Origin of the sequence: Pseudomonas asplenii (assembly GCF_001293465.1) — a bacterium.
GTDB lineage: Bacteria > Pseudomonadota > Gammaproteobacteria > Pseudomonadales > Pseudomonadaceae > Aquipseudomonas > Aquipseudomonas fuscovaginae_B.
Genome location: NZ_JSYZ01000019.1, coordinates 263219 through 275429, shown reverse-complemented (window position 1 = coordinate 275429; position 12211 = coordinate 263219). Strand labels below are relative to the sequence as shown.

General features: G+C 63.1%; 8 protein-coding genes. All 8 read right to left on the bottom strand.

Annotated elements, in window-relative coordinates; all coding sequences use genetic code 11:
• Nucleotides 1-66: 66 nt before the first annotated feature.
• Nucleotides 67-3654, bottom strand: a complete 3588-nt coding sequence (locus tag PF66_RS24615; RefSeq protein WP_054064064.1) for a glycosyltransferase — start codon at nucleotides 3652-3654, stop codon at nucleotides 67-69.
• A 116-nt stretch (nucleotides 3655-3770) separates the two neighbouring features.
• Complete coding sequence (locus PF66_RS24610; RefSeq protein WP_054064063.1) at nucleotides 3771-5348, bottom strand: flagellar hook-associated protein 3; 1578 nt, start codon at nucleotides 5346-5348, stop codon at nucleotides 3771-3773.
• A gap of 13 nt (nucleotides 5349-5361) precedes the next feature.
• Nucleotides 5362-7422 (bottom strand): flagellar hook-associated protein FlgK, encoded by a 2061-nt coding sequence (gene flgK / locus PF66_RS24605; RefSeq protein WP_054064062.1) that lies wholly within the window; start codon nucleotides 7420-7422, stop codon nucleotides 5362-5364.
• Between the two features lie 10 nt (nucleotides 7423-7432).
• Nucleotides 7433-8731 carry a flagellar assembly peptidoglycan hydrolase FlgJ gene (gene flgJ / locus PF66_RS24600; protein WP_054064061.1) on the bottom strand — a complete coding sequence of 433 codons (1299 nt, stop codon included), beginning with the start codon at nucleotides 8729-8731 and terminating at the stop codon, nucleotides 7433-7435.
• A gap of 10 nt (nucleotides 8732-8741) precedes the next feature.
• Entirely contained in the window at nucleotides 8742-9851 is a 1110-nt protein-coding gene (locus tag PF66_RS24595; RefSeq protein WP_054064109.1) for a flagellar basal body P-ring protein FlgI, read from the bottom strand.
• A 12-nt stretch (nucleotides 9852-9863) separates the two neighbouring features.
• The gene (gene flgH / locus PF66_RS24590; protein WP_054061206.1) at nucleotides 9864-10559 is read right to left on the bottom strand and encodes a flagellar basal body L-ring protein FlgH; all 696 of its coding nucleotides are present in this window, start codon (nucleotides 10557-10559) and stop codon (nucleotides 9864-9866) included.
• A gap of 53 nt (nucleotides 10560-10612) precedes the next feature.
• Complete coding sequence (gene flgG, locus PF66_RS24585; RefSeq protein WP_010449983.1) at nucleotides 10613-11398, bottom strand: flagellar basal-body rod protein FlgG; 786 nt, start codon at nucleotides 11396-11398, stop codon at nucleotides 10613-10615.
• 46 nt (nucleotides 11399-11444) lie between these two features.
• Nucleotides 11445-12185 (bottom strand): flagellar basal body rod protein FlgF, encoded by a 741-nt coding sequence (locus PF66_RS24580; RefSeq protein ID WP_054061204.1) that lies wholly within the window; start codon nucleotides 12183-12185, stop codon nucleotides 11445-11447.
• Nucleotides 12186-12211: the final 26 nt, after the last annotated feature.

The following is a 12211-nucleotide window of genomic DNA, read 5'->3' as shown; positions in this document are numbered from 1 at the left end:
TCGGCCAGATCGCTTCGCAAGGGAAGCCCTGCAGCTACAGCGGTTACATGCGGCCAGGCGCAGACCTCAATCGGCCAGCCAGCCCTGCTCCCAGTAGCGGACGTTGTCGCCCTGCAGCATGTAGTCACGCAGGACGGTTTCGCGCAGCTCGTCACCCATGCGATAGCTGGCATCCGGGTCGGCCAGGTGCATGCGGATGGCCTGAATCCACTCGTCGGTGGTGTTGGTACGGATCCGTGTGCACGGCAGGTAACCGGCATAGGCCTTGGTATCGGTACAGATCACCGGATAGCCGCAGGCCCCGTACTCCAGCAGGCGCAGGTTGCTCTTGCAGTCGTTGAAGATATGGAACTCCAGCGGCGCCAGGGCCAGGTCCAGATTCAGGCTGGCCAGCTTCATCGGGTAATCCTTGAGGTCGATCACCCCATGGAACTGGTGCATGTACGGCCGCAGTTCTTCCGGACACATACCGAAGAACACCCAGTCCACCTCATTGGCCAGCTCACGCACCACATCGGCGATGACCGCCAGGTCGCCCGCGTGACTGGTACCACCACCCCAGCCTACCCGTGGTTTCTTCGTGGTCCTGCGCTGGCTGTGCAGGCCGTTCCACATGTGCGGCGCCAGCATGTTCGGTACTACGCGGATATCCTGGTGCATCGACGACAGCGCGTCGGCCAGTGGCTGGGTCGACACCACCACCCGATCGCACAGGCTGATCCCGCGACGAATCAGGCGCTCCATCTCATCCCGTTGCGGCAGGTTGCGGATATGCCCGTTCTTGCGCGGCGGATCAATGACATAGTCATCGAGTTCATAGATGCGTCGCGCGTTGCTGTAGCTCATCAGCACCGCGATTTCCTCGATCGGCTGCGCCGTGTAGCGCCCCTGCTGGACGATAACGTCCGGCGACTGTCGCTCGACCTCGATGATTGACGGCAGGTTGTAATAGGTACGGCCGATCGCCCGCCCGGAGGCTTCCAGCTCGATCAATGGCTGGGTCATCCGGTAATGGCCGACGGCCGAGGCGTTGATCGGCAGCGCCATGATCTTCGGCAGGTGACGTGCGCAGAACGGGCTCCAGCCATCACGCAGGCCCGGCTCGAGACTGAAGCTCGGACCGTTGAGGCCATCCAGCGTCAGGCTCGGATTGTAGGCCGGGTCACGGGCGATGATCGGCAACCAGCGCTGGTAGAAACTCTGCTCCTCGAGCTGGCGCCTGGCCTTCTGCTCGGTTTCGAGCTTGACCTCGGGTGCGGCGCCCAGGGCCAATTGTGCGAATGGCGTCCAGACCACCAGGTGATTGCTCTGGCCGACCCGCAGACAGAAGTCCACCTCGTTGAGGGTCTGGGCGAAGCTCTCCTCGTCCAGCCCGCCGAGACCTTCGAACAGCGACTTGCGTATCAGCATGCAATCGGCACCGACCGCGCTGAAATCCTGTACTGCCTGCAGCCGATGCATATAACCGGTCGCCTGCATCACTTCACCATAGAACGGCAGGCCTGCCGGCCCGCGCAGGCCGAGAATCACCCCGGCGTGCACCACCCGTCCCTCTGGACTGAACAGCTTGGCGCCTACTACGCCGACCTCCGGACGCTGGGCCTGGGCCAGCATCTCGTCCAGCCACTGCGTATTGGTGATCACGGCATAAGGGTTGAGCAGCAGCAGATATTCGCCACGAGACTGCTGCGCGGCGAAGTTGCGCACGGCGGCGGGATTGCCCTGCTGAGGGTATGACAGCACCCGCAGGCGTTCACTGCCCAACTGGGCCATGTTGTCGAACCAGGCCCGCGCGCTGGCACTTTCACTGCCGTTGTCCACCAGCAACAACTCGTAGTCGGCATAGGCGGTACGCTCCAGCAAGGTATCGATGCAGCGCTGCAGGGCCGCACACTGGTCCTTGCTGACCAGGATGATCGACACCAGCGGACGACTCGCGTGAAGGTAATCGATACGGGTGAGCGGAGAATCGTCCCCCGGATGAATCCGGTGGGCGATACCCAGGCGATTCAGGTGAGCCTCGGTCACCTGCGGTGCGAGCGCCAGCACCTCTGGCGAAGACAGCCATCGGGCCAGCGAAAAAAGCGACTCGACCTGAACCTCGGCGATATGCTCCACCGCACGGGTGCCATCGCTTTCCACCATGCGCCAGAGCAGATCGTGGGGTGCCATCTCGCCCCGGACGATGTCGAACCCGTCCAGCTCGACGAAGCCCTTGCGCTGGAAGGCCAGCGCGCGGCCAACGTAGGGATAGCTGCGCATCAGGTCGAGGTTGAAGTCCGGCTTGAATACCGGATCGGCGGACTCACCATCGCGCAGGGCACCCTCGTCGCTGTAGATGCAACGGACCGCCGATGAAACCAGGATACGCTCGGCCAGCACCAGCAGCGCAGGCTCGCGCAGGCGATCGCCAGCGCGCAGCAGATAGAACCAGTCGGCACCGTCGAGTTGCGGCAGCAACCCGTTCAACTGCTCGCGCCAGTCATCCGCCAGCGGCAGACGGAATACCTTGCCGTCGAGGCTCGCCTCGGAGCAGGTACTGGACAGCAACAGGGTCAACTCGGGAGCGTAGAGCTGTTCCTCGATACTGCGCAGGGTGATATCCAGACTGGCGCTGCCGCCCTGTTCGTCGATCACCACCGGGACGATCCTGGGCTGCCGGGCCCAACCCGCCAGGGTATCGGGCAGCAGTTTTTTCTGCGGCTCGGGCAGGGTCCGACAAGCCAGCCATTCGGTATACAACTGGGTGAAGCTCTCACTGGCAATACCGACACGCCACGGCTGGGTGGTCTGCTTGTTGCCCAGGGTACGACTCAGCGGCAGCTCATCCCACTCGCGCGGCAAGCCGGCAGCGTTGGCCAACGGCAGGTAACGCACCCAGCCTGGGGCCGGCGCCGACTCGCCGCTACGCGCCTTGAGCATCTGCACCAGCCATTCCATCTCCGTGGCGGCCGCATCCTTCATCGCCTGCTGGCGATTCATGCGTTCCGGATAGAGACGCTCAATGCTCAATACGTTGTTCAGCATCGCCAGGGTACCGCGACGGAACAGGCAGATGTATAGAGCCAGGTCGAGGGAAGCGACAAAGCAGTGACCCGGCTGGGTCAGTGCCGGCAACAGCTCGACCAGGTCGGCGCGTCGGAACATCGCGCAGGTCAGCCCGCCAAAGAAGTTCACCGGGAAGTTTTCGCAGATGGCCAAGAGGTCTTCGCCCTTGAACAGGCCGGAAGCCGGCGACAGCGCGGTGTTTTCCAGCCGCGACGGCAACTGCAGGCCATCGGCATCCCAAAACAGTCGCTGCGCAAGCACCAGGTTGACGTCCGGCTGTTCGAGGAACACCTGGACCTGCTGCGCCAGGATATCGGACAGCAACTGGTCATCTTCCATCAGGAATTTGACATATTCGCCCTGCGCCTGTGCCAGGCAGGCATGCAGGTTGCCGATGTAACCCAGTGGCTGCGGGTTGCGCACATACCGTACGGCCTTGCCAATACTCTCGCTCAGCTCCAGGACCGCCCGCTCGATTTCGTCGCCGCAACTGTCGTCGCAGACGATGACCTCGAAATTGCCATAGGCCTGACTCAGTACGCCACTGAGGGCCCTGGAGAAAAACCGTGGATTGGAGGCGGGAATGGCGACACTGACAAGCGGCATGGAATTCACGGCGGGACTCTCGAGCGGAGGGTACCCTCCCGGCCGGGAGGGGCCCTGAAGCCGCTAAATGCAGCGGCTGGCAGACGACAAGGGGGGCGCTGATGCGCCCGATGTCATCAGATCTTGTTGAACAGCCCCAACTGGCTGACCTTGCTGAAAGCCAGCTGGGCGGCCTGCAGCATGGTCTGCTGCAGGGTCAGGCGGGTCATCACTTCGGCCGGATCGGAGTCGCGGATCGCCTGCTGACTGCTGGTGTTGGCCAGGGTCAGGCTTTCGTTGGTGGCCGCCTGGTTATCCAGCGCCGCTCCACGTGCACCGACAGTGGTCCGTGCCGAGCTCACCTGTGCGAACGAGCTATCGATGTTGCTGATCCCGGCATTCATCGTCGCCAGTTGCTTCTGCTGGGCAGCCGGATTGCCATCGACCGGCGTGTTCAGGGCACTGATCATCGACGTCAGGGTGTCGAGGATGTTCTGGGTCTGGTGATTGTTGGACTGGACCATGAACTGGTCACCCGCCGACGCCGCACCACTGAATGTGAACGTGACCCCGGCTGCGGTGATGGTCTGCGCCGCCGGTGGCGCAGCCATGGTGCCCGAGGAAATCGGCTGGCTGGTCGAGGTGATCGGCGTGGCATACACGTCATAGGCACCACCGGCACCGAACTTGATGGTCGCCCCACCGTTGGGGAACGTGCTGGTGTAGGCGGTCTGGTTGGTGGTGGTCGCCCCGGTGATCACCGTGGTCGACGGGTTACCGGCACTGCGGGTGGTATTGAAGGTGTCCGGCTGTGCGGCCAGGGTGAAGGTATGACCGGCAATCACTGTGTCCGGTACATCACCCGACTTCAGGTTGATATTCAGGGCCAGGTCGAGACCACGGAAGTTCACCGACTGGTTGGCACCACTGCTATTGCTGACGACACCGTTCTGGCTCGCTTCCGACGTCACGTCGTTGCCCAGCGCATCGGTGATCTTCAACTGCGTACTGCTGAGGAAGGTCACGGTGTACGGTTGGCCAGCGGTGAACTTGGCATCGTAGGTGGCACTGTTGCTGACCAGACCGTTGGACAGCGTCACCCGGCCATCATCGACCGCCGGAGCGGTCATGGTGACACTGGTGCGCGCGGTGTTGATCGATTGCTGGAAGGCTTCCCAGCCCGTGATGTTGCTGCCCAGCGACAGGTTTTCACCGACCTGCAGGCTCAAGGTCGACTGGTCACCGTTGTAGCTGAAGGTACCGTCAGCGTTGGCGGTGTAAGGCGCTGCGCCGGTCTTCGAGCCACCAAAGAGGAAGTTGCCATCGGAATCCTGGCTGTTCATCAGGCCGAGGATCGTATCCTGCAACTGCGCCAGCTCCTGGGCGACCGCCTTGCGATCGGTGTCGGTCTTGGTGCCGTTGTTGGCCGACAGGGCCAGCTCACGGGCACGCTGCATCGCATCCTGGATCGACTGCAGCGCGGTTTCGCTCTGGCTGTACTGGGTCTTGAGCGAGTTGGCGTTGGTGGTGTACTGCACCAGCGCAGCGCTCTGCTGACCCAGTTGCAACAGGCGTGCGGCCCCGACCGGGTCGTCGGCGGCGGTGTTGACCTTGGTCAGGCTGCTCGCCTCGGCCGCACTCTTGAGCATGCCGTCGTAGCCGCGCTGATAGTTGGCGGCGGTCGTTTCGTAATACTGGGCGGTGGAAATGCGCATGAATTACGACTCCTTAAAGACTGTTGATCAGCACGCTGAAGGTTTCCTGGGCCGCCTTGATGATCTGCGAAGAGGCGGTGTAGTACTGCTGGTACTTGACCAGGTTGCCGGTTTCCTCGTCGAGGTTGACCCCCGACAGCGAATCCCGGGCGCCCTTGGCGGTCGTCAGCACGGTGGTGGTCGCCTCGCTGTCGGACTTGGCCTGGGCCGCCTTGGTGCCGACATTGGAGATCAGCTTGCCATAGGCATCCGACAGACTGATGCCCTTGCTCGCGGTACCGGTGTCGACCGTCTGCTTGGTCTGCAGGCCAATCAGGGCTGCGCTGTTGCGGTTATCCGAAGAAGCGGCACCCGTCATCGAGATGGTGTAGCTCTCGCCGGCTTTCGGATTGCCACCCACGGTGGTCTGCACGGTGAAGGTCTTCTGCACGGGTGGCGTGACCGTGTTGTCCATCACCGGGTTGCCCGAAGCGTCGACCATGTTGATCTTCAGGTTCAGGGTGTTGCCCTGGCCCGGCACGATGGTACCGGTACCCATGACGTTGCCCTTGGCGTCGGTCAGGGTATAGCCCTGGGTGCCGGCCGCAGCGCCGGTACCGGCGGCGTCGAACACCAGTTTGACCGGGGTACCGTACTTGATGGCGTCCTGCAACTGCGCGTTATTGGTCGCGTTGGGGGTGCCCAACTGGTCGACCAGCACCGGTTGGGTGTAGGTCCCGCCATTGTTGGCGCTGGTTACGCCGGTCAGCGCCGCCGCGGCAGCGATGCTCTTGGAGTCGGTCATCACCATCTGGATATCGCTGGCGCCGCTGCGGGTCGGGGTGACCTTGAAGCTGTCACCGGCGGTCATCGGCGTGGCGCTGTTCGGACTCAGGGTAAAGCCGTCGATTACCGGCGGTGGCGTGGTCGTGGTACTGAAAGACCCCATGTTGGTACCGTCGGAACGCTTGACGGTGTAGTCGGTTCCGTTGGTGAAGGTCACCTGGTAGTCATAGGTGGTCAGCGCGCCGGTGTTGCTGATGTTGACGTTCAGGTTGCCGGAAGCCGGGTTGTTGGTCGACTTGGCGATGCTGCGCTGACTGACCAGTGCGGCGCTGTTGATGTCGTTGAAGATCGCCGTGCCGAAATTGCCGTTCTTGTCGATACCCTGGGCGTTCTGCTTGTTCATCTGGTCGGCCAGGACCATGGCCACGCGCCCCAGCTCGTTGAGCGAAGGATTCAGCACCTCGGTACGATAGCGCAGCAGACCGCCGATCTCGCCGCCGCTCACCGTGTCGGTGATGTCGATGGTGCTGGAGGCACGGTCCAGTTGCAGCGAGTAGCGGCTCGGGTCGTCCTTGCTCGGGACGGCCGACAGGGTGTTGGTGGAGTTGCCCATGACCAGCGGCTGGCCGTTGGCCAGGTACACGTCATAGTTGGAACCCCGCTCGGTCACCGAGGTGCCGACCAGCTCGGACAGCTGGCGCACGGCATCGTTGCGCTTGTCCATCAGGTCGTTGGGCGCACCGGCGGATGGGGAAATCTTGGTGATCTGCTCGTTGAGCTGGGCGATGCTGGTCGCCAGCTTGTTCACCTGGTCGGCCATGTCCGCCAGGTTGGTGTTGATCCCGGTGTTCTGGTCGTTGAGCTGCTTGGCGATGGAGTTGAAGCGATCGCTCAGGGCCTTGGCACTGCTCAGGGTGTTCTGGCGGGCGGCATCATCGGTCGGCTTGGTCGAGACGGCCTGCAGGGAGGTGAAGAAGCTCTGCAGGGACGCGGTCATGCCGGTGTTGGTGTCGGACAGCATCGAGTCGGTCGGCGTGACCTGGGCCAGGTACGACGAGGCATCGCTGTTGAGCGAGGTCGCGGTGTGCAGCTGCGATTCCAGGTAGGCGCTGTAGACCCGGCGCACATCCGCCAGGGTGGTCCCGGTGCCGATGAAAACGTTGCCGTAACGCTGCGAGGCTGCAGTGGTCTGCACGGTTTGCTGACGCGAATAACCGGCCGTGTCGACGTTGGCAATGTTGTTACCCGTAGTCGTCAGGGCCGAGCTGGCAGCGTTCAACCCCGTCATCCCGATATTGAGCAAACTCATGATTCAGACCTTATAAATTCGTGGAAGCGCCCGTCACCGCAGCGTAGTTCTGGTAGCTCTTCATCTGTTTTGCTATTTGCGTGATCTTGCTGGCGTAATCCGGATCGGTTGCATACCCGGCCTTTTGCAGCTCACGCACAAACTGTTCAGGTTTATCGGCCGACTTCAGCACATCTTGATAGCGACTGTTGCTCTGCAGCAGGGTCACCAGGTCGTGGAAGCTGTCCTGATAGGACGCATAGGAACGGAAGTCCGCTGTTTCCTTGACCATCTGCCCGTCGCGGAACTCACTGGTAATGGCCCGCGCCTGCGGCCCCTGCCAACTGCTGCCGGCCTTGATGCCGAACAGGTTGTGACTGCTGCTGCCGTCCTGCTGACGCATGACCGACTTGCCCCAGCCGGTTTCCAGCGCGGCCTGGGCCACCAGGTAGCGCGGATCGACACCGATACGCTTGGCGGCCTGCTCGGCCATCGGCAGCATGGTGGCGACGAATTCGTCAGGCGAGCTGAAGGCACGCTTGGCCGGCGCCAACGGCGGCTGGGCCACCGCGCGACCATAGATCTGCATGCGTGCCGCCGGCACGGCGATGCTGCGGGCCGCCAGGCTGTCGTTCTTCAGCGCCGCATCGGCGGAGGCAGTGCTGCGCTCCGGCACGGCGTAGCCGGCCGCGGCGACCTGGCTGGCATCGGCGGACGGCACCAGGCCGGCCAACAGCCGGTCGGTGAGCTTGCTCGGCAGCGCCAGGCGCCGGGCATTGAGCTTGGCCACGTCATTGCGCAGGGTGCCATCGGCGGCATTGCCATGGGCAACCCGCGAGGCCCACAAGGCGTGCTGACCGTTGGAACGGGTGAAAGGCGAACCCGGCGTCGAAGTGACGGTACCCGCGGCGATCGGCGTCTCGACCGGTGCGGCAGGCGCTGCGGTCGTGCCGGCCGGCGGTCCGACCGTCAAGCCGCTGTCGGAGGGCCTGGTGTGCTTTTCCTTCGACATCTGGCGCATCAGCACATCGGCCAGGCCGATCCCCCCCCCCTGGCGGGACATGGTCACCGCCAGCTGCTGGTCATACATTTCCTGATACTGCTTGGCCGTCGGGGTATTGAGCGGGTTGTCCTGGCCCAGCACCTCGGTGGCCGAACGCATCGACTTGAGCATCTGGCTGAGGAACAGCGATTCGAATTCCTGGGCCACCTTGCGCAGGTTGCCGTCGCTGGTGCGATCGCCGACCTTCAGGTTGTTCAGGCGATTGAGGTCGGTGTACGCCCCCGAGTCACTGACGTTGACGATCCCGCTGTTACGAATATCGACCATGGAATCGACCTCAGATCACGATCAGGTCGGCCTGCAGCGCGCCGGCCTGTTTCAATGCTTCGAGAATCGCCATCAGGTCGCCTGGCGCCGCCCCCACCTGGTTCACCGCACGGACGATCTCGTCCAGGGTGGTTCCCGGGCCGAACTTGAACATCGGCTTGGCTTCCTGCTGGGCATTGACCCGCGAGCGCGGGACGACCGCCGTGGTGCCATTGGACAGCGGCCCCGGCTGGCTGACGATCGGGTCCTCGGTGATGGTCACCGTCAGGCTGCCGTGGGTCACTGCCGCTGGCGAAACCTTGACGTTCTGACCGATCACGATGGTGCCGGTGCGCGAGTTGATGATGACCTTCGCCACCGCCTGACCCGGATCGACCTCGAGATTTTCCAGGATCGAGATGTAGTCGACACGCTGGCTCGGGTCCAGCGGCGCGGTCACCCGTACCGAACCACCGTCAATGGCCTGGGCCACGCCAGGGCCGAGCATGTCGTTGACCTTGTCGACGATGCGCTTGGCGGTGGTGAAGTCGGAACGGTTGAGGTTCAGGGTCAGGCTGTTGCCCTGGTTGAAGCCGCTCGGCACCGCCCGCTCGACGGACGCACCACCGGGGATCCGGCCAGCCGACGGAACGTTGACGGTGATCTTCGAACCGTCACGCCCCTCGGCATCGAAGCCACCCACCACCAGGTTGCCCTGGGCGATGGCGTAGACGTTGCCGTCGATACCCTTCAAAGGCGTCAGCAGCAGGGTGCCGCCCCGCAGGCTCTTGGCGTTACCGATGGAGGACACGGTGATGTCGACCACCTGCCCCGGCTTGGCGAACGCCGGCAGGTCGGCACTGACCGACACCGCCGCGACGTTCTTGAGCTGGACGCTGCCGGAGTTGGCCGGCACCTTGATACCGAACTGCGACAGCATGTTGTTGAAGGTCTGCAGGGTGAACGGGGTCTGGGTGGTCTGGTCACCCGTACCGTTCAGGCCGACCACCAGGCCGTAGCCGATCAGTTGGTTGGAACGTACGCCGGAGATACTGGCGATGTCCTTCAACCGTTCGGCATGGACACTGAGGGCGGTCGACATCAGCAGCACGGCCGCCATCAGATGCTTGAAGTTGAACATGATCGTCGGCACCTAGAAAGGCCAGAGTGGGCTGAGGAAGAAACGGTCGAACCAGCCCGGCTGACTCGTATCGGCAAAGGAGCCGGTACCCGAATAGGTGATGCGCGCATCGGCCACGCGGGTGGACGGCACGGTGTTATCGGTGGCGATGTCGTCGGCCCGGACCAGGCCGGCGATCCGTACCAACTCGTCGCCGGTATTGAGGGTCAGCCACTTCTCGCCACGCACGGCAATGATGCCGTTGGGCAGCACATCGGCCACGGTGACGGTGATCGAACCGGTCAGGCTGTTGCTCTGGCCGGCCTTGGCGGAGCCGTCGCTGGCACGGTTACCGGTATAGCCGGCATTCAGGGTGAGGTCGCCACTGCCCAGCGGGTTGTTGGTGTTCGGCACACTGCCAAACAGCGAAGTCAGGCCCAGGCTGTTGGAGCTTTTCTTCGACAGGTTGGAGTTGGCGTTCTTGCTGGCCTGGGTAGCTTCGTTCAGGGTGATGGTGATGATGTCACCGACCCGGAACGCCTTGCGGTCGCCATACAGGTTCTGTTCGAAACCGGCCTGGTAGATCGAGCCGTTGTTCGCCGCGGCTGGCAGCGGGGTCCGCGGCAACACCGGCGCATAGTACGGGTCATTGGGTTTGGGCGGCGGGCTTACGCACCCCGCCAGCGCAGCAATCCCACTCAGCGCGAGAATAGAAAACAACCGATTCATGACCCTTACCTCACGGTGTTGCCGGCGACCCCGGGGCCGCCACATAGACTTGATTACAGATTCTGCGCGACGAACGAGAGCATCTGGTCGGCGGTGGAGATCACCTTGGAGTTCATTTCGTAGGCACGCTGGGTGGTGATCATGTTGACCATCTCCTCAACGGTGCTGACGTTGGAGGTTTCCAGGGTGCTCTGCTCGGTGGTACCGAAACCGTTCAGGCCCGGCGTGCTGACCTGTGGCGCGCCGCTGGCGGCGGTTTCCAGGAACAGGTTGCCACCGATGGCCTGCAGGCCGGCCGGGTTGATGAAGTCGGCGGTCTGCAGGTTGCCGATCACCTGCGAAGCCGGGTTGCCGGCGGTGGTGATCGAGACGGTGCCGTCCTTGCCGACAGTGAAGGTCTGGGCGTTGTTCGGGATCACGATAGCCGGCTGCAGGGCGAAACCGGCGGCGGTGACGATCTGGCCGGTGTTGTCCAGGTGGAAGGTGCCGTCACGGGTATAGGCCGTGGTGCCGTCCGGTTGCAGGATCTGGAAGAAACCACGGCCGTTGACTGCGATATCCAGGGGCTGATCGGTGGTCTGCAGGCTACCGGCGGCGAAGTTCTTCTGCGTACCGACGATGCGCACACCGGTACCCAGTTGCAGGCCCGACGGCAGTTCGCTGTCCTGGGTCGACTGGGCGCCAGGCTGACGCTTGATCTGGTACAACAGGTCCTGGAACTCGGCACGATCACGCTTGAAGCCGGTGGTCGAGACGTTGGCCAGGTTGTTGGAAATGGTGGTCAGGTTGGTGTCTTGCGCCGCCAAACCTGTTTTTGCAACCCATAGAGCCGGAAGCATTCTGTTCTCCTTCGCGCGCCTGTTTTACGGCGCTACGTTGTGGTGATTAGCTGATCTGCAAGACCCGAGCCATTGCCTGGTCATCGTCTTTCGCGGTGTTCATCATCTTGATATGCAGTTCGAACTGCTTGGACAGGGCCAGCACCGCGGTCATCTCTTCGACGGCATTGACGTTGCTCGCCTCGAGGAAACCCGACTCCAGCTTGACGCTGGCATCGACGGCCGCCGGCTGCCCATCCTTGGTGTGGATCATGCCGTCCAGGCCCTTGGTCATGTTCTTGAGGTCGGGCTTGACCAGTTTGATGCGGTCGACCACGGCCACCACGCGTGGCCCCTCGCCCATCGAGCGGATGCTGATGGTGCCGTCCTGGCCCACTTCGATCTTCGACTCGGGCGGCACGGCGATCGGGCCGGCGTTGCCGATCACCGGCATGCCGTTGCCGGCACGCAGCACACCGAGCGCGTCAATATTCATGCTTGCGGTACGCACATAGGCTTCGCCACCGTCCGGGGTCTGCACCGCCATCCAACCGTCGCCGCCCACGGCCACGTCGAGATCGCGCCCGGTTTCCTGCATCGCGCCCGGCGAGAAATCGGTTGCCGGCCGCTCGCTCATGGCAAACGCACGCGCCGGAAAGACGTCACCGAACACCGGCATCGAACGGGCCTGTTCCAGGTCACGCTGAAAGCCGCTGGTAGAGATGTTCGCCAGATTGTTGGCATGCGCCTTTTGCGCCAGGGCGTTCTGGCTGGCGCCGGTCATTGCCACGTAAAGGTACTTGTCCACAGTCTTTCCTCTTGCTGACGGACGTT

What these genes read in the sequence shown, in the direction of transcription:
- PF66_RS24610 (WP_054064063.1), bottom strand. Translation starts at nt 5,348, where the DNA reads ATGCGCATTTCCACCGCCCAGTATTACGAAACGACCGCCGCCAACTAT.
- PF66_RS24595 (WP_054064109.1), bottom strand. Translation starts at nt 9,851, where the DNA reads ATGTTCAACTTCAAGCATCTGATGGCGGCCGTGCTGCTGATGTCGACC.
- PF66_RS24615 (WP_054064064.1), bottom strand. Translation starts at nt 3,654, where the DNA reads ATGCCGCTTGTCAGTGTCGCCATTCCCGCCTCCAATCCACGGTTTTTC.
- flgH (WP_054061206.1), bottom strand. Translation starts at nt 10,559, where the DNA reads ATGAATCGGTTGTTTTCTATTCTCGCGCTGAGTGGGATTGCTGCGCTG.
- flgK (WP_054064062.1), bottom strand. Translation starts at nt 7,422, where the DNA reads ATGAGTTTGCTCAATATCGGGATGACGGGGTTGAACGCTGCCAGCTCG.
- flgJ (WP_054064061.1), bottom strand. Translation starts at nt 8,731, where the DNA reads ATGGTCGATATTCGTAACAGCGGGATCGTCAACGTCAGTGACTCGGGG.
- flgG (WP_010449983.1), bottom strand. Translation starts at nt 11,398, where the DNA reads ATGCTTCCGGCTCTATGGGTTGCAAAAACAGGTTTGGCGGCGCAAGAC.